We start from the raw sequence: 23,174 nt of genomic DNA, 5'->3' as shown, positions 1-23,174 counted from the left end.
TGTGATGAGCGGGTTCGTGGGCAGCAGTGCGACGCTGGCCTGTGGAGTTCACGCGATTACGCTGCCCTCCGTTCTGCGGCGGCGCGAAGGCGATCGAGCCTTCGTCGGCGCAAATAGACGAGGCCGGCGGTGACGAGCGCGCCCGCCCCGGCAAGCCAGTAGGTGAGGGAACCGATGCCGCCGGTGAGCGGCAGCGCAGGGAGCTCCGCGGGAGTCGCGGCGATGACGCGAAACACGCTGTGGGCACCCTGGGGCACGTCGACGGGGGCATCGTTGTTGGCACGATCGAGGTCGACCCAGCAGTGCCGCGGGGCCTGCCCGGCCGTCGGGGCGAGCGCCGCGCAGTCGGGCTGGGTGAGATCGAGCGCCTGCACGCCGAGGAGCGATAGCCCCTGCGGAACCGCGGGGGTGAGCGTGGCTTCGCCCGGGGCTGCGATCACGCGCGGCTCCGCGTGAGTCAGCGCAATATCGGCGCCCGAGCCGGGGCTGACTGTGAGCCCCCAGCCCTCTGGCAGCAGCGTGGTTTGCCCGCCGAGGCGGTGCGCCATCGCGCTCACCTGGGCGGCCTGGTTAGCGAGAGAGCAACTGACCGGCTCGGCCACGTCGGCGTCGCTCGCGAACATGAGCACCCGCGTCGCTGGGTCGAACACCTCGGTCGGCAGTACGGCCCCGGTGGCGTCGGCGCACACCGGGTCGCCGGCCGGCCGGTAGCGCTCGGCGAGGGGGTCGGCTGGCGGGTCAGCGCGCGGCCGCTCGTCGACCCGATAGGCCGTGTCGCGCTGCAGTTGTGCGGGGGCTTCGCCAGACAGCAGCAGCACGTCGGGGCCGCCGGTCGCGGTGATCTCCCAGTTGTCTGCCGCGGCGTCTTCGAGCTGCGGCGCCGCGGCGGCGACCGGTTGCACGGTCTTCTCGCCAGTGACCTGCACGGGCAGCGCGACGCGCACCGTGCACACGGGAGTGCTCACGGGAGACTGGTTGCCCGCCGCGTCGGTCTGCACTGCAGAAATAGCGTACGTGCCGTTGCCAAGGGGCGGATCGAAGGTGTAGCTCCATGAGGAGTCGGAGACGGTGGCATCATCCGAGCGGGTGCCGTCGACCATCACCGCGACGGTCGCGCCTGGCTCGACGCCGGCCCCCGTCACCGTGAGGTCGCCGGCGGCTGCCGGTGAGACGGGGCAGACCATCGATGGCGCGGGCGGCGGGAGCGTGTCAACGGTGAAGGTGACGCCCCACTGCGGCGGGTCGCTGCCCTCCTGCGGGTTCGACATGCCGCTCGTGGCATACCAGCGGTCGGGGTGCTGATCGGTCTGCGCCGCGGTGACCGTGTAGCTGCCGTCGGCGAACGCCTCGGGCGGCACGTAGGTATAGCTCCAGGCGCCGCCGGGGTCTACGACAACATCGGCGGCCTGGACGCCGGCGTGATCGCCGTCGATGATCGTGGTGAGGCCCGGGTCGTGATAATCGCCGATACCGCTGCCCGAGAGTAGCTTCAGCGTGATGGTGTGGCCGGGCTCGCCGGAGCCCGAGAGCTTCAGCTCGCCCGGGGTGTTGAGTGCTGAGCCGTGCGCTGGCACATCAATGTGCGGCGGCGCGGGCAGCGCGAGCTGATAGTTGTTGAAGACCGTGGCCGGCGTGAACTTCATGAGGTCGGCGTTCGGGGTGATCATGCCGTTGGCGTCGAAGAGGTCGCTCGGGGAATAGGAGAGCCGTGGGGCGCCGTAGTCGCCATTTATCGTCTCTGGGTCATGTGACTCGGGCCAGGCGAGTAGGCGGTAGAACCCGTTGCCGCCCGCGTCGCGAAAGTCGATAGTGCCGTCGACGCCCACGCGCTCCGTGAGCCCCTGCGCGGCCTGCTCCGGCGTCCAGCCCAGCTGGGGCGATTTTGCGTGCTGCGCGATATTCTTCGACACGAGGTCGACACCGCTCGTGCCGCCGCCGCGCGGCGGCACCCCGGTCACTCGAATCGGTGCGGTGTTGATCGCCGTGACGAGGGAGCCGTTCTCGTGCACCCAGGCGTACCAAAAGCTGTCGGTCACGCTGCCTGTTGGCCCCCGAGATGCGCTGCTGAAAGGGTTGTTGACGGGATCGATCGAGAGCGAATTGAGTGGGGCAACGCCCGGCGGGGCGCCGTTCACGCCTTGGCTCAGCGAGAGCCCCCAGCTCGCCTGGCCCTTGCTCCAGAGGCTCGCTGTTCCGTTGTACTGGATATTGAGCTGAGGGCCGACGATAGAACGGGAAGAAGACGAGCCGTAGTAGATGTAGTACTCCAGCGGGTGCACGACCCGGGCGGAGCTCGTCCACGAGGAACTCGTTGACGTTGGCGGAGAGTTCTCGTAGCTGAAATACAGGTTCATCGTGCTCAGCAGCCCGCCTGGGATGTTCGCGGCGCTCTGGTTGTCTGAGATGTTTCTGTCGCCCTCGGCCGAGATCACGAGAAAATCGGAGTTCCCAGACGGGACAACCTCGTGAATTGTGTAGTACTGGTCGTGGTTGGCAGCCCAGTTCGCGGCGCCGGCCGGCCCCTGGCCGAGGATTGGTTTGTAGCGCAGATGGTATCTAATGCTGCCCTCGTTGTGGTCGTAGCCCAGCCGGAGGTACTGGCCGTTCACCGGGGTCAGCGCCCCTGAAATCGGGTCGACGAAGCCGCGCGGTACCTTCAGTATGAAATCTGCACGAAACTCATCGATTACGTCGTCTTGCCGGTCGTTAAACGACAACAGCTTCACGAGCTGGGGGTCTTCGAGCCTGTCGGCGGCAACCGCGGGGCGGGGGCGGCCGCCCATGCTTGCGGTGAGAATGGCGGCGCCGGCGATTGCGAGCACGATTGCGAGCGCGATCGATCGGTAGAGCTTGCGCCCACGCGAGTGCTTGGCTCGGCGGCGCGTCGTTGCTGCCACGCTGTGTGCCATCTACACCCCCAAAGTTTCTGGGGTCAGCTAACCACGGGGTGCTCAGGAAATAAATAGGCGATACCGAATCTATATACAAGCAATTCGTGGAAACTTGCTACTTCGGCCCGTATCGAAAACATATGCAAAACCCGATACGCCCTGGGAACGCCGCGCGGAGTTAACTGGGCCGGTGCCACGAGTCGTTGTTTCCGCCCCGCTTTCCGCTTCGCAGCCCCCGAAGTCGCCGGACTCCCCGCCGAAACTGGCCTGGATAGACACCGCCAAGGGCTTGCTCATCGTGCTCGTCGTGCTCTGGCACGTGGTGATGAAGACCTATCTCGAGATTGACTGGCGCGTCGGGCTGCCGATACCGGGCGTCTGGGGGTTCGTGAACGATTTCGCCTACCCGGTGCGAATGCCCGTGTTCTTCGTGGTTTCCGGTCTGCTCGCTGCAAACGCAGTCGCTCGCCCGTGGCACGCGGTGTTGCGTGGTCGAGTGATTCGCTTCGTCTACCTGTACCTGCTCTGGAGCCTCATTCATATGGTTACCATGTGGGCCTTCCCCGACTTTCCCACGCTCGTTCCCCGGAGTCTCGCCGAATTCGTCGAGGCCGTGACAATCAGCCCGCCGAATACGTGGTACCTCTACGCGCTCGCGCTCTACTTCGTGATCGTGAAGCTCCTGCGGCGGTTGCCGGGTTGGCTCGTGCTGGTGCTCGCCGCGCTGCCCGCCATCGCCGTAGCGGCAGGGCTCGTGGATGTCGTGAGCAATCGCGGGTCGCTGATCTCGAATCTCGTGTTCTTCGTGGTCGGCGTGCAGTTCGCGGCGCAGATCAAGGGGGTCGGTGCGAGGCGGCGCCCGATCATCGCACTCACCGCGGTGCTCGCCTATACGGCGTGTTTCGCGGCAATGCGCCTTGCGCACGCAGAAGCGGTTCCCGGGGTGTGGCTCTTCGTGTCGCTCGTGGGGGTGGGTGCAGGGCTTGCGCTCGCGCCTGTACTCGCCGGGATCGACCGCGTCGGGCCCGCGCTCGGCTGGCTCGGCACCCGCACGCTCGCGGTGTACGTCATTCACATGCCGCTGTTGGCCCTCGTCGATTCGGTTCTCGTTGAGCCACTCTCTGAGTCGAGGATCGCAGTGCAGCTCGTCGCCGCGGTCGCGCTGCCGATCGTGCTCACCGGCATCATCGTCATCGCGAGTGTTTGGCTGGGGGAGCTCTGCACACGCGATGGCCTCACCTGGCTTTTTGACCTCCCGCGGGGGCATCGCGCCTCGCGCGACGCCCGGTCGGCTGGCGGGCACGGGCGAATTTCGTATCGCACCCCCGTCGCGGTGGCCATCATGATTTTGATAGGCGTCGGCGGGGCCGGGGCCACCGCCGTGCCAAGCGCCGTCTCCGATCCGCCGCGGTATGCGGCAGCGCGGCCCGGCGAGGTGAGCATCGGGGCCGTCGGCGACATGCTGCTGTACTCCGCCGAACAGGGCGTGCCAGCAGGCGGTGGGAGCGCATATTTCGACGGTGTGCGCCACTGGTTCTCCGACGACCTTGTGACGGGCAACCTCGAGCAGGCGATCACGGCCGACACGGGGCACGGCAAGTGCGGCACCCACGCCGACTGCTTCGCGTTTCGCAGCGACCCTGCCGCAGCCCAGCTCTTCAATGGCTTCGACGTGCTCAACCTCGCGAACAATCACAGCAGAGACTTCGGTCAGGCCGGCTATGACAACACCCGGGCGGCGCTTGCCGCCGCCGGAGTGCGCACGGTCGGGGATCGCAATGAGATCTCATACTCTGCAATCGGCGATACGGTCGTCGCACTGGTCGGGTTTGCGCCCTACGACGGCTTCAATCGGCCAACCAATCTGCGGCACGTGAAAAAGGTGGTGCGCGCGGCGGCCGAGTGGGCAGACATTGTCGTCGTGCAGGCGCACATTGGGGCAGAAGGAAAGGGGGCCGACGTCGTGCGACCGGGCATCGAGATGATGTACGGCGAGAACCGTGGCGACCCGGTTGCCTTCGCGCACGCGGCCGTCGATGCCGGCGCCGACCTCGTGCTCGGGCACGGCCCGCACGTGCTACGTGGCCTGGAGTTCTACCGCGGCAGGCTCATCGCATACAGCCTCGGAAACTTTGGCGGGGGAGGCGTGTTTGGCCGCGACCCGGCGACGCGATTCGGGGCCTACGTCTCGGTGCGACTGCGCGCCGACGGAAGCTTCGCCGGCGGAGAGGTGCGCTCCGTGCGGTTCGACTACGAGGGCGGCACCCCGGTGCCCGACCCCGGGGGCGAGGCGGCAGCCCTCATGAGCGAGCGCGGGCAGCGCGACTTCGGGGCGAACGCCGCGGTGATAGACGGGGCGGGGTCGATAGCGGAGCGCTAAAGCTCCGCGGGTGAGCGACGCGCCCGGACGGCTCAGTGCAGCGCGACGTTGGCGAGATCCTGCCGCGTCGCCGCGCCGAGTTTGGCGCGGGCTTGGGCGATGTGTGACTCAACGGTTCGAATGCTGCAATGAAGCTGAGCGGCGATCTGGCGGTTTGAGAGCCCCTGTGCTGCCAACTTCGCGGTCTCGCGTTCTCGCGGGGTGAGGGTGTCGAGCGCCGGCACCGGTAGCAGCTCGGGGCGATACCAAGCGATTCTGTGCCTGAGCGTCGATTTGATCTCGCGGGTCGCCTCATCGCACCGGTGCACACCTGAGACAGACCGGCGCCGAACAAAGATGCGGCGTGACTGGGCGAGCGCGATCGCTGACGGTGCCCACTTTTCAAGCGTGCGCAGCTCGAGGCCGAGATGTAGGAGTTCGAACGGGTTGCCAGCAGAGGCCGCGGCTCGGTGTGCTTCGCGTAGCTTCAAGATCGGGAGCGCGTTTACCTGGTGAGACACTTCTGCGGCTGCCGGCGGTGCTGGCTGGTGAACATGGCCGGCCATGTAGCTGATGATCGCCGACAATACCGAGTCGCCCGATGGGCCGTACGCGTCAGAGCGTGCGACGAGTTCTAGCTCGTGTTTGGCGAGCGCGAGGTAGGAGCGCAATCTGAGTGGCAAGTATTGGGGGGCACAAGCGAGAAAACGCTCCCATTCGAGCGCTGCGCGAGCGACATCACCGCAGGGTAGCGCGGTCGCAGCCGCAGCAAAATGGCGCATCCAGCGGGCGTGGTATTCGCGGAGGGAAGTGTTTGCGGCGATGGTTTGAAGTTCGTGCCGCCGTTTGGCAAACTGGCCCGCAAGTAGCGCGGCATAGCTCTGCGCTACCAATACCGTTGAGACCAGGTGCTCGAACGCGCCCTCGGAAGGGCTTTCAAAGGTGGGCAGTGGTGCGCCGGTGTCGAGCCAAGAACCCTGAGGGATGTACCCGTTCCAGACCTCCTCGAGATCAGTTAGTACTGTGACGAGAGTGTTCACAGCCGGATCTTTCGACTGCGCTGCGACGCGACGCATTTGGGGCACCTCTGTGGGAATGCGCCGATCTGCGTTCCACAGATCGAGCGCGAGACTGACGCCGGCATTGGGGCTGGCTCGGCCGCTGTCGGGCTGAGTTGGCGCGTCGTGCCTAGCCGTTCGGGCAAGGGCGTCGAGCCTAGCGCGAATGAATTGAGCCGGTAGGTTCAGCGAGGCCGATGTTTCCCCCTCGTCTGCTTCCAAAAGCGCTAAGCCCGCTGTGGGGCTCACAAGCTCCCCGAGTACAGCGGCGTGGTTCACGAAGCCATCAAACAGCTCGGGGGTGTTCTCGCGCAAGAGGAGGGACCTTGCCAGGCTGTGCTCGCCAAATGCTGACAGTCGGGAGATGCTCTTCCCGATGAGGTCAGACTGCTGAGTGCGCAGAACTGGCGTGACGTGACTTGATTCCTGGGGGAAGGCACGTATTGAGTGCTGCACCTCATGCTCCGTTAACGGAAAGCCTGCCGCTGCCTTCTTGAGCAGCCGGGACTGTATCGCACGCTCGTAACGATCGATGTGGCTTGGCGAGGCACAGGTCGAGAGCGCGGCCCCGAGTAGCCGGGGGACATATGCTAGGCCTTCATCGTCGTGGCGCATCAGTACTCCCTTGCGCGTCAGTGTGTGGGCGTGCTCCGTGCCAATGAGTTCTTTGATTCCGGCGTGATCGAGTGGGCCGAGGGAAGCGAGCGCAACCGCCGCAGCAGCTGATTCTGGTGACAGGCCTCCGAAGGCCTCAGCGATGCTTCGTAGTAGCCCGGAAGTCTCGTCGATCACGTTGCGGTTGTTTAGGCCGGGCCGCGGAAACGTCGAGAGTGTTCGCATCTGAGCCAAGTGGAGCAGGTCCAAAGCCCAGCGAGGCCGGCCCTTCGCGAGCTCAACGATCGCCTCCTCAGTCGCCGCATCGATGAGATCTTCGCTACGGCTGTGGAGCAGGCGTTTGATTTCAAAGGGCTCGAGCGGCGCAAGCACAAGGGGGTGGAGTGATTCGAAAAGCGCGTGTTGTCGGACGTGCGTGGTTGAGGTGTTCTGCAGCGTCGCGGCGAGCTGGCTGTCATGGTTGCTCGGGTCTAAGACGACGACAAGCGCGCCGCCCGCAGAGAGTCTGTCGCGCACAAGAGACACGGCCCGAGCGTCTGCCTGTTCGAACGCATCGATGAGCACTGCCGATGAAACAGGAGCTTCGTGAAGTGTGCGCGGCAGTTCAGGGCTCGCCGCGGCAATAGCGACTGCCGAGCCACCCTGCTCACGCAGGCGGGCCTCGAGAGTTGTCAGAAAACTTGTACGACCGCTGCCTGAATGGCCGACAACGAGCAAGCCTCTGCCTCGCCCGAGCATCGCCACGGCCTCGGAAAGAATCTCCTCGCGGAATACGTACGCCAATTGCACCATCCTGAAAACTCCTCAACGAGTCCAGATAAAACCCACCCCACGCCCACAGGCTTTCAACAGAGAATACCGATTAGGGACAGAAATTCAAGGGGTCTCTCAGGCCCGCGCCGATAGAACTCAGTAATGCTCCCTGAGTGTCTCAGTAATACTGAGCTTCATTGTTGTGGCTTCTTGCGCCTGCTTAAGATCGGCCTACCCTGGCTCTTCATTCCAAGTGGCGCAGTGTGGCGCGGTCTGGAATGTGGAACTCGTTACTTTGTCGTGTAGTGAGGGAGAACGCGCAATGAAGCACCAATACTCAACGGTGAGACGCCGAGGCTTATCACGGCCACTCGCAGCCGTCACGGCGGCAGCGATGATCACCGCGCCGGTGCTGCTCTCGAGCAGCGCTGCGTACGCTGACACGGAAGTGTCTACAGCAGAATCAGCCGCACACGGTCATTGGCTGTGGGCGGAGGGGCTCAACCTCGGTGTGGTCGGTGCCGCCTACACTCAGTCAGCGGTCGGCTCTGCACCTGGCCCATCGACCGACGCATTAAACGTGAGCCTCCTCAGCGGGCTAGCCGATGTGAGCGTCGGAACCGTGTCTATCCCACTTATCAAGCCTTCGCCCGCAGACCGCGGGCTTCTTGAGCTTGGGGCGCTCGGAGCAGTGTCAAGCTATTCGGCCTCGCCGACCTCAACTACCTCGGTTGCCGCGAGCGGGTTACTCGGCGAACAAGGCTCGTTGAACATCGACGCTGTGCCTGGGCAAGACTACGGCCCGGCGACACTTGACCTCAGCGATTTGCTCTCACAGATCATTGGGAACGCACTCACTGATTCATTGCTGAATCAGGCTTCAATCGAAATCGGAGCCGTCGGGGCGCGAGCGAGCAAGACAGCGGGGGAGGTAGAGTCGCAATACATGCTCACCGAGCTCAACCTTGGCGTGCATAGCCCAGCAGTGGGCGAAGTTGCGGGGGTAGTCGAGACTCAGGTTGGCAACCTGCTGCGCCCGCTGCAGGATTTGCTCGGGCCGACAGGGGCGATCGAAACGATTGTCTCGAACCTTGTGCGCGGTATCGACCGCTTACCGTTGGTCGACGCCACGCTGAACAACGCATCGATCGATACCCAGCCGTTGCTCACGGAGGTCCAGCGTGTGCTCTTCGACGCGCCATTGGAGAATGCAGATCAAAGCGTGGTGGTGGACCTTGCGAGCGGCAAGATCAGCGTCGATCTCGGGCGTCTTGTTGTTGACAGGACTGGGGCGATTGGGCTGAACTCGCTCCCGGCGAACACGGAGGTGCTGCACGGCGACACGGTGAACGCTATCCTCGATGGCGTTACTGACGCATTGCTTGGCGCTGGTGAAAACTCGTTGCTTTCGAAACTTGCAACGACAATCGAAGCTGGGCTCTATAACGTTGAAGTGAACGTGAGCGTTCAAGCTGATGTCAAGATAACTAACCCGATCCCATTGCTCCCTGACCTCGATCTGGTGAACGCGCCCGTCACGATCATAGGAACGCTCGGTGGGTTTGTGGGCGCCCCCGGGCACACCGCCCCGGTTCCTGACGTCAGTCAGATTGAGGTGGCGGATATTCCGCTCGGGACCGTGTTGCAACCTCTCGTTAGCCTGCTCGGAGGCGCTGTCGTGTCGATGGGAGACGCGCTCAAACCCGCTGTGACAACTATTTTGAACCAGCTGCAACCTACCCTGATGCAGGCCGTGGAGCCGCTGGTGTCGAATGTGCTCACTGAGGGGCTTGGGCCAGTCCTGCGTGAGATCGCGAGCATCACGATTAACCATCAGCCCACGAACGCGCCGTTCCTCGAACCAGGCGGCGACCTCGGGCCCGACTCGTTTACTGTTCGAGCATTGAATGTAAGCCTGCTACCGCGTGTTGGTCAGAACGGTGCGGTTGCTCTGCAGCTGGGGTCTGCTTCAGTGCGTGCCCTCGACGAGGAGCCGGGCACGGATCCTGGGACCGATCCGGGCGCCGATCCGGGTGCTGATCCGGGTACTGACCCGGGCACTGATCCTGGTGCCGATCCTGGTGCCGATCCTGGTGCTGATCCAGGCACTGATCCGGGTACTGATCCCGGGGCAGATCCGGGTGTTGACCCGGGTACCGATCCGGGCATTGATCCCGGGGTAGATCCTGGTGCTGATCCGGGTACCGATCCGGGTACCGATCCGGGTGCTGATCCGGGTGCTGATCCGGGTACCGATCCTGGTACTGATCCTGGTGCTGATCCGGGTACCGATCCGGGTGCCGATCCTGGTGCTGATCCGGGTGCTGATCCGGGTACCGATCCGGGCAGTGATCCCGGGGTAGACCCTGGTGCCGATCCTGGTGCTGATCCGGGTACTGATCCTGGGACTGATCCTGGTGTTGACCCGGGTACCGATCCGGGTACCGATCCGGGCAGTGATCCCGGGGTAGACCCTGGTGCCGATCCGGGTACTGATCCTGGTGCTGATCCTGGTGCTGATCCGGGTACCGATCCGGGCACTGATCCCGGGGTCGATCCGGGCACTGATCCCGGGGTCGATCCGGGCACTGATCCCGGGGTAGATCCTGGTACCGATCCTGGTACCGATCCGGGCGCAGATCCGGGTGTTGACCCGGGTACCGATCCGGGTGCTGATCCTGGTACCGATCCGGGTACTGATCCTGGCGCAGATCCGGGTGTTGACCCGGGTACCGATCCTGGTGCTGATCCGGGTACCGATCCGGGTACTGATCCTGGCGCAGATCCGGGTGTTGACCCGGGTACCGATCCTGGTGCTGATCCGGGTACCGATCCGGGCACTGATCCCGGGGTAGATCCTGGTACCGATCCGGGCGCAGATCCTGGTAGCGATCCGGGTGCTGATCCAGGAGTGGACCCTGGCACTGATCCGGACAGTGACCCCGGTGCTGATCCTGGTGCTGATCCTGGTGCTGATCCTGGTGCTGATCCTGGTGCTGATCCTGGGGCAGATCCCGGTGCTGATCCCGGTGCTGATCCTGGAGTTGACCCGGGCGCCGATCCAGGTGTTGATCCAGGTACTGACCCGGGGGCCGACCCAGGTACAGACCCTGCTGCAGACCCAGGTGTGGATCCAGGTTCAGACCCTGGCGCTGACCCGGGGACCGACCCAGGCTCTGACCCTTCCGGCCAGCCAGGCGTGGACCCTGGGACTGACCCCGGAAAAGACCCGGGAGGCAATCCGGGCGGGAAGCCTACCGGCGGGACCCCTGTCAACGGCAAGGGAACGGTTCTGACTATGACTGGCGGAGAGAGCCTCTGGGGCCTTGGAGCGCTCACGATGGTGATGGTAGTCGGAGGGGTCCTCCTGACCTGGGCTTCGCGGAGGCGCGTGTGAGTGTGACAGGAAAGATATGAAATTCGGGCCTTAGCAAAAGCGGCGCGGCGACTACAGAGCGAGAGACTGTGTCGCCGCGCTGCACTTCTGCGCTACGGTGAGTGCAGGCAACCTTTCACTGGAGAAAGTGTGGACACTTTGGCGACTGTGGACAAGCCCAGAGAAATCACTACCGACAGCGGGCCCGGTACGTCGGGGTGGCGGAGGTCGCGGGCCGCAAGTGTCGTTGCGGCTGGCGCAGTAGCGCTGCTGGCGGTACACATGTTCTTCACGGCTGTGTATAACACCCCTTCAGCCGGGCTGAAGTACGAGATTCTGCCAGGGAAAGCGGCAGACAGTTACATCCGCCCGTATCTCGTGCAGGACTACAAGATTTTCGCGCCTGACCCAGTCGATACAGACCGCCAGCTGTGGGTGCGCGCGTGGATCCAACTTCCCAACGGCGAGCGGGCTCGATCTGAATGGGTGAACACCTCGGCTGTTGAACTTGCCGACCCCTACCGCCGAACGTTGCGGAAGCAGCTGTCAGTCGTTGGGGCCGAGAGGCTGATGGCGGCCTACCGAGGGTTGAGTGAGTCACAACGAGTGGTTGCTGCGGAGAACCATCATGAAGGTGACGCGCTTTATTCGCTCCGCGACGCGCTTGTCGCTGCAGATGGGTCGAATACCGCCGCTGTCCGTGCGTTCATTCGAACCGACAATTTCGCTGCTTCCTACGCCACGCAGGTTGCCCACGCTTTCTGGTCGGATAGAGGCGAAGTGCTGGCTGTGCAGGTTCGGGCCGTCTATGACCCCGTTGTCCGTTGGAGAGATCGTCATGACCCCGACGCTGCGCGGCCGAGCGCAGCCTATACGGATCTCGGTTGGGTGCCCGCCATGGAATGGGCAGGGCAAGATCGTGACGCGTTCGGAGACAGCTTTCTTGGTTGGGCCGAGAAGGCAGGCATCCGCCCAGAACTCGAAAGCGCAGAGGCCGGAACCAAGAATCAGGGGGAAACCCAATGACGCGAACGATCTCGGGCTTGTGGGCACAGCTGTCAGCGTGGCTGATGGATGCACGGCGCGCCACCTATGGTCTTGCCCTGCTGCGGATTGGGCTGGGGGCGTCAACTGTCGTCATCCTTGCGCTCTACCTGCCGAATCTCTCCTATACATTCGGGCGGGGGTCGCAGTGGGGTCAAGCACTATTTCGAGACTCTTCGGTGCACTCGTATGCTGCACCGATCGGGTGGTTCTTTTCTCGGGGGGAGCCAGACGAACTCTTAGTCGTGAAGACCATCGTGCTCATGGCTGTTGCCGTCGCATATGCCTTGGGCTGGCGAATGCGCGTGATTTCTCCACTGTTTGTCGTGCTGTGGCTCGGGTTCTCCACCCTCGACCCGGTGGTCACGAACACCGGGCACTATCAGACTTTCCGACTCTTTATTATTTTCTTGCTTTTCGCAGATACCTCCTTTCGGTGGTCTCTCGACTCCCTGCGGCGTACTCGCAACATTGCCAGACACGGAGACTCGTGGATTCCGCCACGATTCGGGCTTGGGAAGGCGAGATTGCCGGAATGGGTCCCTGTGCTCAGCAACAACATTGCGGCGATCCTTATCGGGTACCAACTCTGTGTGATCTACGTGACGAGTGCGCTCTGGAAGATGCAGGGAGCGACCTGGGTCACGGGAGTTGCAGCCTACTATCCACTGCAGGTCGAAGAGCTCACACTCTTTCCGTGGCTGAACCACCTTGCGTGGCAGATAACGCCCGCGGTGTTTGTTGCCTCGTGGGTCAGCATTTACGGGCAGCTATTGTTCCCCCTGATGCTGCTGAACCGCTGGACTAGAATCTTGGGGCTCGTGCTCGTAACGGGCATGCACGCCTCGATCGCCATCTTGTTGGCGCTGCCCTGGTTCTCTCTCATGATGATTCTTGGCGACATGGTGTTCGTTCGAGATCAGACCTGGCGTCGGTGCGCTGACTGGGTGAAGCAGCGCATTGCTCGACGGAGGTCAGCGGGGGTTCGCTCGAGGTCTCGCCCCGCCTCCGCAGGCGATGCCAGCGATGCCAGCGATGCCAGCGGTGCCAGCGGTGCCAGTGATGTCAGTAATGTCAGTAATGCTCTGAGTGCGCCAGCGGGGCCGCGATGAATCCCAATGAGCGGTTGCGTGCGCACGGCGAGCGCGAGGAATAGCGTGCCGCGATGGCGGCGCTAGGGGAGCTGGCCTTGCGCTGCCCTCGGGTCTGCCAGGCGTGCCACGGTGGGCCTTCAGTACGGGTGGTGCGGTCTCGTTGGGCGCCGGCCACGTGTGGTGGGTGAATCGACCCCCCCCCCCGAAGCCGACGGGTGCCGCAGCACAAGCTTGACACGAAGGCGGGGGGCGATAGCGCAGCCAGATCCGCATGATTCGGGCCTGTAGTTTTGCAAGTTCGGTATATCGAAGTCTATAGTTGGCTCAGTCGCAATTGAGCGGGGCAGCCCTGCCCGCACGCGCCTGAGTCATAGACGGAGGACACAATCTTGCCCACTTCACACCCGAAGCGCCGCGCATCCCTGACGCTGGTTCTGGCCGCCGCCGGGCTGATCGCCCTCGCCGGCTGCGCGAGCCCTGCAGCCCCTGCTACCCAGAGCGATGGGGCCGACGACGACCGCCCGGTCGTGCTCACCACCTTCACCGTGCTCTCCGACATCGCCGAGAACGTCGCTGGGGAGCACCTGCGCGTTGAATCGATCACGAAGGTCGGGGCCGAGATTCACGGGTACGAGCCCACCCCCGGCGACATTCGCCGCGCGAGCGAAGCCGACCTGATTCTCGACAACGGAATGGGGCTCGAAGCCTGGTTCGAGCAGTTTGTCGCCGACCTCGATGTGCCGCACGCCGTGGTGAGCGAGGGCGTCGAGACGATCGATATTCGCGAGGATGCCTACAGCGGGATGCCGAACCCGCACGCCTGGATGAGCCCGTTGAACGTGCAGGTCTACGTCGACAACATGGCCGCCGCGTTCGCGGAGCTCGACCCCGAGAACTCGGCCGCCTACGCGGCGAACGCGGCCGACTACAAAGCGCAGCTGCAGGAGGTGCAGGACGAGCTCGTCGCCGCACTGAACGTGCTGCCGGAACGTCAGCGGGCGCTCGTGAGTTGCGAGGGGGCCTTCTCGTACCTGGCGCACGACGCCGGGCTCACCGAGAAGTACATTTGGGCGGTCAACGCGGAGCAGCAGGCGACACCGAAGCAGATCGCCTCGGCGATCGAGTTCGTGCGCGACAACGACGTGCCGGCCGTATTCTGCGAGTCGACGGTGTCTGATGCGCCGATGCGCCAGGTGGCCGAAGCAGCCGGTGTCGAGCTGGGCGAGGTGCTCTACGTCGACTCGCTCTCCGAGGCAGACGGCCCGGTGCCGACATACCTCGACCTGATCCGCCACGACGCAGACGCGATTGCGCGCGCGCTCGCGGGGGCGACCAAGTGAGCACCCCGGCGATCGTCGTCGACGGCGTCACTGTGCACTACGGCGACGTGCTCGCACTCGATGGCGCCTCGCTCACACTCGAGCGCGGTCGAGTGTGCGGCCTGGTCGGCATGAACGGGTCTGGCAAATCGACGCTGTTCAAGACGATTGTGGGCATGGTGCGCCCCGACACCGGTTCGGTGCTCATCGACGGGATGAGCCCCGCTCGCGTGCGCAAGACGGGGGCGGTCGGGTACGTGCCGCAGAGCGAAGACGTCGACTGGGGCTTCCCGCTGTCGGTGCGCGACGTGGTGATGACCGGGCGCTACGGCAAGATGGGGCTGACCCGTCGGCCGAAGCCCGCAGACCACCTGGCGGTCGACGAGGCGCTTGAGCGTGTCGAGCTGAGCGAGTACGCAGATCGCCAAATCGGGCAGCTTTCTGGCGGGCAAAAGAAGCGCACGTTTGTTGCGCGTGGCATCGCCCAGGGCGCAACGACACTGCTGCTCGACGAGCCGTTCGCTGGCGTCGACAAGCGCTCCGAGGCGACGATTACTCGGCTGCTGCGCGAGCTCGCCTCAGACGGCGCGACCATTCTCGTGTCGACGCACGACTTGCACGCGCTGCCGAGCCTCGCCGACGAGGCGATTCTGCTGATGCGGCGCGTGCTCATGCACGGCCCTCCGGGCGAGGTGTTGCGCCCGGAGAATCTCGCCAGGGCGTTCGGGCTTGATGTGATGGATCGGAGCGAAACCCAGTGAACCTCGTTGAATTCTTGCTTGAGCCGCTGAGCTATGACTTTATGGCGCGGGCGCTCGCGACGACGCTCATTGCGTCGATTGTGTGCGCGGTGCTGTCGTGTTGGCTCGTGCTCATCGGTTGGTCGCTGATGGGTGACGCGGTCTCCCACGCGGTGTTGCCCGGGGTGGTGCTCGCCTACATTGTCGGTGCCCCGTTCGCGCTCGGCGCGGTCGTGTTCGGCTTTCTCGCGGTTGCGCTCATCGGCGCCGTGCGCGATACGAGCCGGGTGAAGGAGGACGCGGCAATTGGCATCGTGTTCACGACGCTGTTTGCGCTCGGGCTCGTGCTCATCTCGGTGACGCCGTCGCAGACCGACCTCAACCACATCATCTTTGGCAACCTGCTCGGGGTGTCGCAGGGCGACCTGGTACAGATCGTGATTCTCGGCGCGGTGACCCTCGTCGTGCTCGTCGCCAAACGGCGCGATTTCACGCTTTTCGCGTTCGACCCCGTGCACGCGCACGCGATCGGGCTCAATCCGCGGCTGCTTGGGGCGGCCCTGCTTGGGCTGCTCGCGCTCACCTCGGTCGTTGCGCTGCAGGCGGTTGGCGTCGTGCTTGTCGTGGCGATGCTCATCATTCCCGGGGCAACGGCATACCTGCTGACCGACCGGTTCTCGCGAATGCTCGTGCTCGCCCCGGCGATCTCGGCGGTGTGCGCGGTGGTGGGGCTGTACTGCAGCTACTACCTCGACACCGCCTCGGGGGGTATGGTTGTGCTCGCGCAGGGGGCGGTCTTCGCGCTCGTGTACCTGCTGAGCCCGCGCCACGGCCTCATCGGCACGCGGCTGCTTGCGCGCCGGCGCCGTCGGCAGCTCGCGGCCGAATCGACGGTCGAATCGGCGGCCGAATCGCCGACCGAATCCGTGGCCGAAGTGGCGGCTGGGGAGGCGGCTTCGGCGTCCCTGCCGCGGTAGCGTTCACCGAACTCGCAGCTGGTTACTATGCTCGATAGTTTACTATCTAGCATAGTAACCAGCGTGAGGAGCTTCATGTCGCAGACCACCGCCCAGCGAATTCGTTCGTGGATCGTGCCCATCGGCATCATTGCCATCGCGGGCCTGCTCATCACGCTCGTGGTGCTGCAGGTGCGAGGCGGTTCGGCGCCGAGCGGCGGTGCCGAACCGCCCGAGGGGCCCGATCTGAGTTTCGTCGAGACCCGTGACCCGGCAGACGTGCAGGCGGCGGGGCCGGTCGATGCGCCGGTGGCGCTCGTGGTCTACTCCGACTACCAGTGCCCGTTCTGCGCGAAGTGGAGCAACGACACTCTGCCGACGATGCTCGAGTACGCCGATCGCGGCGATCTGCGCATCGAGTGGCGAGACGTCAATCAGTACGGCGCCGACTCGGAGCGCGGCGCGCGCGCAGCCCATGCCGCCGGCATGCAGGGCAAGTTTTGGGAGTTTCACGACGCCCTCTTTCCGGGTGGCGAACACCTGAGCCCCGAGCAGCTCTCCGAGGAGTCGCTCGTTGCGCTGGCGGGCGAGCTCGGGCTTGACGCGGAGGCGTTCCGCACCGACCTCACCTCGCCTGCGACGCTGCAGCTCGTGCAGCGGTACGCCGCCGCCGGGCAACAGCTCGGAGTCTCTGGCACGCCGACATTTGTGCTCGGCGGCGAGCCCATCGTCGGCGCGCAGCCCGAGAGCGTGTTCGTCGAGACGTTCGAGCGCGCCCTCGCGAACGCGGGGTAATCGTGGAGATCGGATTTGTCACCGCGTTTCTCGGTGGCGCACTCGCGCTGCTGAGCCCGTGCAGCGCGCTGCTGCTGCCCGCGTTTTTCGCCTCAACGGTTGGCTCAAAGCTGCAGCTGCTCGTGCACGGGGCGACGTTCTACCTCGGGCTCGCGCTCACGCTCGTGCCGTTCGGGCTGGGGGTCGGGGCCCTCGGCTCACTGTTCATCGAGCAGCGCGGCCTGGTGATCGCCGCGACCTCTGCGGTGCTGGTGGTGCTCGGGGTGTTGCAGGCGCTGGGCTTCGGCTTCGACGTGTCGCGAATGGTGCCGGGGGCGGGGGCGGTTCAGCGGCGCGCGTCTGGTCGGACCGGGCTTGTGCGCACGCTGCTGCTTGGCGCCGTTGGGGGCGTTGCGGGGTTCTGTGCCGGGCCAATATTGGGGGCGGTGCTCACGCTCGCGCTCGGTCAGGGCAGCACCCACGTCGCCGGCGCGATGCTCGCGGTGTATGGCGCGGGCATGGTGGTGCCGCTCGTCGTGATCGCCGCGCTCTGGGAACGGCTTGGTGCGCGCGGTCAGCGGCTGTTGCGCGGCCGCTCGGTGCGGGTGTTTGGGCGCGACCTGCACACAACCTCGCTCGTCACCGGCCTGCTGATCGCGGGCGTCGGGCTGCTGTTTTGGTTGACGAACGGCCTCGTATCACTGCCAACGCTCGTGCCGACCGCGGTGCAGGCGTGGGTGCAGGAGCGCGGAGCAGTGTTCGCGAGCCCCGTCTTCGACGTGCTTGGCATCGCCCTGCTTGCGGCACTCGCGCTGTGGTGGTGGGTCGTGTCGCGCAGGCGGGCGACTACGCGAGCGGCGGAGCCGGGCCGGCGGTAGTCGCGGCGGGGCGGATCCGCGGCGGGGCCGACCCGGCCCGGCTGCGGCGCCCCGCTACTTCGGGCTCGTGTCGCTTGCGGAGTCGTCGCTTGCCTGGGCGCCGCCCGCTTCGCCGCCTTCCGCCTCTTTCGCGAGCTGGGCGCGCACATCTTCCATGTCGAGCCCCCGCACTGCGTCGATCAGCTGATCGAGCGTGGGGGCGGGCAGCGCCCCAGCCTGCGCGAAGACGTTGATGCCGTCGCGGAAGGCCATGATTGTCGGGATCGACGTGATGCCGAACATGCCCGCGAGCTCCTGCTCGGCCTCGGTGTCAATCTTGCCGAAGACGATGTCGTCGTTCGCCTCTGACGCTTTCTCGAACACCGGGGCGAACGAGCGGCACGGCCCGCACCAGGCGGCCCAGAAGTCGAGCACGACGATGCCGCCGTCAGCGATGGTCTGCTCGAGGTTATCCTTGGTGATTTCAACTGTGCTCATAGTGTGCGGCCGGTGAGGGTCGTCTCCCGCGCCTCCCTCTCTTCTCTCAGCGTACGGGGCTGCCCGGTGCGTGGCGAGCGCTGTTCACCCCTGGCTAAACCCTCCGGCCGCTGGGGCGGTTGTGCAGCGTCGCGCTCTCAGCTCTGTCGCAGAAAGCAGCCCTACGGTTACTATGAACGATAGTTGACTAGGGGTCGTAGGTGACCCGGTTGGAGAGACCCGCATGGCCTGGACACCGAGCGCCGCTCGCCAGCGACTCGCGCTCGCTTGGCGCGCGCTTCAGGCCTGGGGGCCGCGTCAGTACCGCGTCGCCGCTCTCGTTGCGCTCGGCTTCGCCGTGCTCGTTGGCGTCGCCACCGTGCTCATTCCGAACCCGTGGTTCTCTCGAGAGATTGCAACGGTGTGGTGGAACTACCCGGTGTGGATCCTCACCGCCATCGGCGTCGGCCTGCTCACGGCGACCTATATGCGACCCGCGTCGCGCGGCCAGGCGGATACCGCTGAGCTGGCGGCCGAGCAGGCGGCAGAGCGCAAGACGAGCCGCATGGGCATCGCGGGTGGAGTGCTGACCTGGTTCGCGGTTGGCTGCCCCGTCTGCAACAAGATCGCGCTGCTCGCACTCGGCTATTCCGGTGCGATCACCTGGTTCGCGCCGCTGCAGCCCATTCTCGCGCTCGCGGCCCTCGTGCTCACCGGCGTGGCGCTCGTGTGGCGCCTGAGCGGCCAGATCGCTTGCCCCATGCCCGCAACCAAGCGGCCGGCAGCGGTGAAGGAGCTCGCCCGGTGACGAAGCCCTCAGCAAACGAGGCGGCTACCGCAGCTGGCGCCGCCGCTCAGGCCGAGCCAGCACGCCTCGGGGCGCTCGAGGCGCAGGTGATGGAGCTTTTGTGGCAGGGCGGCAGCTTCTCCGTGCGCGACATCATCGACGGGCTGCCGTCTGAGCCCGCGTACACGACGATCGCAACGGTGCTCGCAAACCTGCGCAAGAAGTCGCTGGTATGCACGAAGAAAGACGGCCACGCGACCCTCTACGGCGCCTGTGTGAGCCGCGAGGAGCACGCGGTGCGCATTATGGAGCACGCGCTTGAGGCCTCGGGCGACCGCGAGGCATCGATCTTGCACTTCGTGAAGGGCATGCCAGAGGCCGACCTGCGCCTGCTGCGCGAGCACCTGCTCGGCGGGGTAGCCGAGCAGTGACCGCGACGCTGAGCGCGCTCCTGCTGTCTGGTGCGGTGCTCGCCGCGGCGCTCGGCGGGCCGGCGCTGCTCAGGCGGGCCGCGCCGGCGCTCAGCGCGGTTCCGCGCGTCGCCGCGCTGCTCCTCACCCTCGCGGGGCTCTTGTGGATCACGGCGCTCGTCGCGATCGGCCCGGTTGTCGCCCTGATGAGTTCGGGGCCCGCCTGGCTGCCGGAACAGGCCGCGGCGGTGTGCGGCCGGTGCCTGAGCGCGGCAGCCCCGATCGCCGGCAGCGGGCTGACGCTCGGCATACCCGCGGTGGTGCCGCTCGCGATTCCAGCGCTTGGCGCCCTCGCCGTTGGCGCCGGTCTGGTGGTCGAGTTTCGATCGCTGCGCGCCACCCAGCGGCGCTACGGAGCCGCGCTCCGCGCGACCAGTGATGCGGTCACCGTACTCGGGAGCCGCGCCAGGGTGACTCGTGAGGGCGACCTGCGGGCGTTCTCGCTGCCGCACAGACACGGCGGCATCGTGCTCTCGCGCGGCACCCTCGGAGCGCTGAGCCCGGCTGAGCTCGCCGCAGTACTCGCGCACGAGGCAGCGCACCTCGATCAGCGCCACCACTTCGCACTCGGGGTGCTCAACGGTGCCACCAGGTGGTTTCGGTGGGTGCCGCTCGTGCGCGCGATTCGCGACGCCGTGCCGCACTACCTCGAGATCGCCGCCGATCAGGTTGCCCAGCGCTCGGCAGGCACGCGCGCCCTCGCCGGCGCGCTGCTGAAACTCGGCTCGGGGCCTCACGCGGAGGGGCCTCACGGGGAGGGGGCTCAGGGCGCTGCGGCTTCGGGCGTGGGTGCCCCGGGCGCCCTTGGCACCGGTATCCCAGCGCACGCGGTGTTGCACGCCGCGGGCTCTGAGCGCATTCGCCACCTGGTCGGGGCGCCCCGCCCGCGCGCGAGCACGGCGCTCGCCGCCGCGGTCGGTGCCTATGCCTGCATGCTCGCGGGTGTGGTTTTTGCCGTGCAGCTCCCCTACGTCGTGGCGGTGCTCACCGGTTGCTTCGTGCAGTAGCGCCGCCGCCCCGGTAACTTACTCCACGCCGAGTTCTCCCGAGAGCCGCTCGTGCATGGTGCGGGTGCGCGGGTTCATGCCGATGAGCTCAACCGACTTGCCCCGCCTGGCGTACTTCGTGGCGATCGCATCGAGCGCCGCGACCGAGGAGGCATCCCAGATGTGCGAGTGCGTCATGTCGATGACCACCCGCTCGGGGTCGCCCGCGTAGTTGAACATCGTCGTGAGGTCGTTGCTCGAAGCGAAGAACAGCTCGCCCCGCACCGTGTAGGTGGCGACCGAGGCGGCGACCGTGCGCTCCACCGCCACTACGTGCGCCACGCGGCGCACGAACATGATCGCTGCCGCTGCCACGCCTGCGACGACGCCGATCGCGAGGTTGTGGGTGAGGAGCACGAAGGTGACCGTGACGAGCATCACCAGTGTCTCGCTCTTCGGGAGCCGCTTGAGCGTTGCCGGGGCGATCGAATGCCAGTCGAAGGTCGCGATTGACACCATGATCATCACCGCGACCAGGGCGGCCATCGGAATGAGTGACACGACGTCGCCGAGCACGAGAATGAGCACGAGCAAGAACGCCCCGGCGAGGAAGGTCGACACCCTGGTGCGGGCACCTGACACCTTCACGTTGATCATCGTCTGCCCGACGACCGCGCACCCGCCCATGCCACCGAAGCAGCCCGAGAGTATGTTTGCGGCGCCCTGAGCCCAGGTCTCGCGGGTCTTGTTCGAGGGGGTGTCGGTGATGTCGTCGACGAGCTTCGCCGTCATCAGCGACTCCATCAGCCCAACGAAGGCCATGCCGAGGGCGAAGGGGCCGATGATGCCGAGCGTCTCCCAGGTGAGGGGCACGTCTGGGAAGAAGAAGGCTGGCAGGCTCGTCGGCAGCTCGCCCTTGTCGCCAACGGTCGGCACGTTGAGTGCGAACACGACAGCGGCGGCCGTGACAATGACGACCGAGACGAGCGGCGCCGGCACCACCCTCGTGAGCTTCGGGAAGAACACGACGATCAGAATGCCCGCCGCGACGAGCGGGTACACCGCCCAGGGCACACCGATGAGTTCGGGCAGCTGTGCTCCAAAGACGAGCAGCGCGAGGGCGTTGACGAACCCGACCATGACGCTGCGCGGGATGAACCGCATGAGCTTCGCGACCCCCACCACCGCGAGCACGATCTGCAGCAGGCCCGCGAGCAGCACGGTCGCAATGAAATAGTCGAAGCCGTGGTCGCGCATCACCGGGGCGATCACCAGGGCGACGGCCCCCGTCGCGGCGGTGATCATCGCGGGCCGGCCGCCGAGGAAGGCGATGGAGACCGCCATGATGAACGATGAGAAGAGCCCAACCTTGGGGTCGACCCCCGCGATCACCGAGAACGAGATCGCCTCGGGAATGAGGGCGAGTGCGACGACGAGGCCCGCGAGGGCCTCGCGCAGCAGCGCGCGCGGCGAGCGGAGCGCCCCGAGCACCGTTGCCTGGCCGGATGGCGTGCCGGCGGAATCGCCGGGGGAGGCGCCGGCTGAAGCGCCGGGGGCTGCGGGCGATGGCAGGGGCATAGGGTCCTCTCGAGCTGCGCACGGGTCGCGACCCTCGATTCTTCCACACCCCGCGCGCCAGCCAGCGCTCGACGAGCGACCAGGCGCCCGCGGCGGCGGCCCGCTATGCCCGCGTGATGGTCGCGGCGATCGAGGTGCCGCCGTCGGGGTTGATGACGGCGAGCTCCTCGCTGCCGTCTGCGAGGGTGCGCCCGACGACGTGAAACTGCTCGCCGACGAACAGCGGCGCGCGGGCCGAGAACGAGAACCCGGCGATCGTGTCACCCGGGTGGGCGTCTCGGAAGCTGTCGACGATGTAGGTCGCAAGCAGCGGCCCGTGAACGACGAGCCCCGGGTAGCCCTCGACCTCGGTGGTGTAGCGGTGATCGTAGTGAATGCGGTGGGTATTAAACGTGAGCGCCGAGTAGCGAAACAGCGTGGTCTCGCCGGGCCGGTGGGTGCGCGCCCACTCCCAGCCGGTGGGGGCCGGGGAGTCGGGGCGGGGCGGCTGAGCCGCGGATCCGCCCCGCTGGGTGACGGCCTCGCGGTAGACGATCGTCTGGCGATCGACAACCGCGAGCGCTCCGTCGGCGGCGATCTCGTGACGCAGCACAACGAAACACAGGCGCCCACTGCTGCCGTGTTTCGGAGTGATCGCCTCGATCGTTGTCGTGCGTTCGAGCGCCTGGCCGACGGCGATTGGGGCACGAAACTCGACCTCGCTGCCCGCCCACATGCGGCGCGGCAGATCGAGCGGCGGCATGAATCCGCCGAGCTGCGGGTGCCCGTCGGGGCCGAGTTCGCTCATCGGAGCGGTCGGCGTGAACTGCAACCAGTGGCCGAGGGGGAGCAGCGTCGCGGTGTCTGCGGCCGCGGGGTCGAGCGGCCTGTCGAGCACGGCGCCGAGCCCGATGGCGGCGGATCGCGAAGCGACGTCGCGGGTGACTTCGAAACGCCCGACCCACTCGGAGAGGTCGGGGGTGTTGTGCTGCTCGGTCATGATCCTCCTTCGGGGCAACGGCGCCCATTTCTATATAATATAAAACATTTCAAGATCGGCG

General features: G+C 65.9%; 20 protein-coding genes and 1 pseudogene. 16 read left to right on the top strand and 5 right to left on the bottom strand.

The window, feature by feature from the left end; all coding sequences use genetic code 11:
- Window positions 1–56 precede the first annotated feature (56 nt).
- A complete protein-coding gene (locus ABD115_RS02485; protein WP_343957872.1) occupies window positions 57–2,909 on the bottom strand; it encodes an Ig-like domain-containing protein in 2,853 nt (950 codons plus the stop codon).
- Window positions 2,910–3,081: 172 nt separating this feature from the next.
- On the opposite strand from ABD115_RS02485, the gene ABD115_RS02480 reads away from it, so the two are divergent.
- Entirely contained in the window at window positions 3,082–5,271 is a 2,190-nt protein-coding gene (locus ABD115_RS02480) for a CapA family protein (protein WP_343957870.1), read from the top strand.
- Window positions 5,272–5,303: 32 nt separating this feature from the next.
- Here ABD115_RS02480 and ABD115_RS02475 read toward each other — a convergent pair whose 3' ends face one another.
- Window positions 5,304–7,706, bottom strand: a complete 2,403-nt coding sequence (locus tag ABD115_RS02475) for a helix-turn-helix transcriptional regulator (protein WP_343957869.1) — start codon at window positions 7,704–7,706, stop codon at window positions 5,304–5,306.
- 292 nt (window positions 7,707–7,998) lie between these two features.
- Between ABD115_RS02475 and ABD115_RS16595 the strand changes: the two are divergent.
- The 12 genes and pseudogenes from ABD115_RS16595 to ABD115_RS02420 form a co-directional block, all read left to right on the top strand.
- Window positions 7,999–8,994, top strand: a pseudogene (locus tag ABD115_RS16595) (choice-of-anchor G family protein); the annotation flags it as partial.
- A 658-nt stretch (window positions 8,995–9,652) separates the two neighbouring features.
- Entirely contained in the window at window positions 9,653–9,859 is a 207-nt protein-coding gene (locus ABD115_RS02470) for a hypothetical protein (RefSeq protein ID WP_343957867.1), read from the top strand.
- Between the two features lie 6 nt (window positions 9,860–9,865).
- Window positions 9,866–10,039, top strand: coding sequence for a hypothetical protein (locus ABD115_RS02465; RefSeq protein WP_343957865.1), 174 nt, complete (start codon window positions 9,866–9,868; stop codon window positions 10,037–10,039).
- A 282-nt stretch (window positions 10,040–10,321) separates the two neighbouring features.
- Window positions 10,322–10,531, top strand: coding sequence for a hypothetical protein (locus tag ABD115_RS02460; protein WP_343957863.1), 210 nt, complete (start codon window positions 10,322–10,324; stop codon window positions 10,529–10,531).
- 42 nt (window positions 10,532–10,573) lie between these two features.
- Entirely contained in the window at window positions 10,574–10,972 is a 399-nt protein-coding gene (locus ABD115_RS02455; RefSeq protein ID WP_343957862.1) for a hypothetical protein, read from the top strand.
- A 362-nt stretch (window positions 10,973–11,334) separates the two neighbouring features.
- The gene (locus tag ABD115_RS02450) at window positions 11,335–12,078 is read left to right on the top strand and encodes a DUF5819 family protein (protein ID WP_343957860.1); all 744 of its coding nucleotides are present in this window, start codon (window positions 11,335–11,337) and stop codon (window positions 12,076–12,078) included.
- Window positions 12,075–13,208, top strand: coding sequence for an HTTM domain-containing protein (locus tag ABD115_RS02445; protein ID WP_343957858.1), 1,134 nt, complete (start codon window positions 12,075–12,077; stop codon window positions 13,206–13,208). Before ABD115_RS02450 ends, ABD115_RS02445 begins: the two co-directional genes overlap by 4 nt.
- 371 nt (window positions 13,209–13,579) lie before the next feature.
- Window positions 13,580–14,530 carry a metal ABC transporter substrate-binding protein gene (locus tag ABD115_RS02440; RefSeq protein ID WP_382389547.1) on the top strand — a complete coding sequence of 317 codons (951 nt, stop codon included), beginning with the start codon at window positions 13,580–13,582 and terminating at the stop codon, window positions 14,528–14,530.
- Window positions 14,527–15,270, top strand: a complete 744-nt coding sequence (locus ABD115_RS02435) for a metal ABC transporter ATP-binding protein (RefSeq protein ID WP_343957856.1) — start codon at window positions 14,527–14,529, stop codon at window positions 15,268–15,270. Before ABD115_RS02440 ends, ABD115_RS02435 begins: the two co-directional genes overlap by 4 nt.
- Before the next feature lie 41 nt (window positions 15,271–15,311).
- Complete coding sequence (locus ABD115_RS02430; protein WP_382389549.1) at window positions 15,312–16,226, top strand: metal ABC transporter permease; 915 nt, start codon at window positions 15,312–15,314, stop codon at window positions 16,224–16,226.
- A gap of 75 nt (window positions 16,227–16,301) precedes the next feature.
- On the top strand, window positions 16,302–17,000 hold the full coding sequence (locus ABD115_RS02425; protein ID WP_343957851.1) for a DsbA family protein: 699 nt from the start codon (window positions 16,302–16,304) through the stop codon (window positions 16,998–17,000).
- 2 nt (window positions 17,001–17,002) lie between these two features.
- Window positions 17,003–17,857, top strand: a complete 855-nt coding sequence (locus tag ABD115_RS02420; RefSeq protein WP_343957849.1) for a cytochrome c biogenesis CcdA family protein — start codon at window positions 17,003–17,005, stop codon at window positions 17,855–17,857.
- 54 nt (window positions 17,858–17,911) lie between these two features.
- On the opposite strand, the gene trxA is transcribed toward ABD115_RS02420, so the two are convergent.
- A complete protein-coding gene (gene trxA / locus ABD115_RS02415; RefSeq protein WP_343957847.1) occupies window positions 17,912–18,334 on the bottom strand; it encodes a thioredoxin in 423 nt (140 codons plus the stop codon).
- 223 nt (window positions 18,335–18,557) lie between these two features.
- Between trxA and ABD115_RS02410 the strand changes: the two genes are divergently transcribed.
- The 3 genes from ABD115_RS02410 to ABD115_RS02400 are packed head-to-tail and all read left to right on the top strand — an operon-like array spanning window position 18,558 to window position 20,577.
- A complete protein-coding gene (locus ABD115_RS02410) occupies window positions 18,558–19,121 on the top strand; it encodes a hypothetical protein (protein WP_343957846.1) in 564 nt (187 codons plus the stop codon).
- Complete coding sequence (locus ABD115_RS02405) at window positions 19,118–19,531, top strand: BlaI/MecI/CopY family transcriptional regulator (RefSeq protein ID WP_343957844.1); 414 nt, start codon at window positions 19,118–19,120, stop codon at window positions 19,529–19,531. The genes ABD115_RS02410 and ABD115_RS02405 overlap by 4 nt, the downstream gene beginning before the upstream one ends.
- Window positions 19,528–20,577 (top strand): M56 family metallopeptidase, encoded by a 1,050-nt coding sequence (locus ABD115_RS02400; protein ID WP_343957842.1) that lies wholly within the window; start codon window positions 19,528–19,530, stop codon window positions 20,575–20,577. The genes ABD115_RS02405 and ABD115_RS02400 overlap by 4 nt, the downstream gene beginning before the upstream one ends.
- Window positions 20,578–20,595: 18 nt before the next feature.
- Here ABD115_RS02400 and ABD115_RS02395 read toward each other — a convergent pair whose 3' ends face one another.
- Window positions 20,596–22,134 (bottom strand): SulP family inorganic anion transporter, encoded by a 1,539-nt coding sequence (locus ABD115_RS02395; protein ID WP_343957839.1) that lies wholly within the window; start codon window positions 22,132–22,134, stop codon window positions 20,596–20,598.
- A gap of 103 nt (window positions 22,135–22,237) precedes the next feature.
- Entirely contained in the window at window positions 22,238–23,113 is an 876-nt protein-coding gene (locus ABD115_RS02390; protein WP_343957837.1) for an HTD2 family dehydratase, read from the bottom strand.
- Window positions 23,114–23,174: the final 61 nt, after the last annotated feature.

The organism is Leucobacter albus, assembly GCF_039528015.1.
GTDB classification, from domain to species: Bacteria; Actinomycetota; Actinomycetes; order Actinomycetales; family Microbacteriaceae; genus Leucobacter; species Leucobacter albus.
Note: the sequence above shows the minus strand (reverse complement) of the source record. Positions and strands in the feature narration are given on the sequence as shown.

Excerpts from the sequence above, each read along its gene's own strand:
- ABD115_RS02485 (WP_343957872.1), bottom strand. The coding sequence starts at position 2,909 with ATGGCACACAGCGTGGCAGCAACGACGCGCCGCCGAGCCAAGCACTCG.
- ABD115_RS02450 (WP_343957860.1), top strand. The coding sequence starts at position 11,335 with ATGTTCTTCACGGCTGTGTATAACACCCCTTCAGCCGGGCTGAAGTAC.
- ABD115_RS02445 (WP_343957858.1), top strand. The coding sequence starts at position 12,075 with ATGACGCGAACGATCTCGGGCTTGTGGGCACAGCTGTCAGCGTGGCTG.
- ABD115_RS02430 (WP_382389549.1), top strand. The coding sequence starts at position 15,312 with ATGGCGCGGGCGCTCGCGACGACGCTCATTGCGTCGATTGTGTGCGCG.
- ABD115_RS02425 (WP_343957851.1), top strand. The coding sequence starts at position 16,302 with ATGTCGCAGACCACCGCCCAGCGAATTCGTTCGTGGATCGTGCCCATC.
- trxA (WP_343957847.1), bottom strand. The coding sequence starts at position 18,334 with ATGAGCACAGTTGAAATCACCAAGGATAACCTCGAGCAGACCATCGCT.
- ABD115_RS02410 (WP_343957846.1), top strand. The coding sequence starts at position 18,558 with ATGGCCTGGACACCGAGCGCCGCTCGCCAGCGACTCGCGCTCGCTTGG.
- ABD115_RS02395 (WP_343957839.1), bottom strand. The coding sequence starts at position 22,134 with ATGCCCCTGCCATCGCCCGCAGCCCCCGGCGCTTCAGCCGGCGCCTCC.
- ABD115_RS02390 (WP_343957837.1), bottom strand. The coding sequence starts at position 23,113 with ATGACCGAGCAGCACAACACCCCCGACCTCTCCGAGTGGGTCGGGCGT.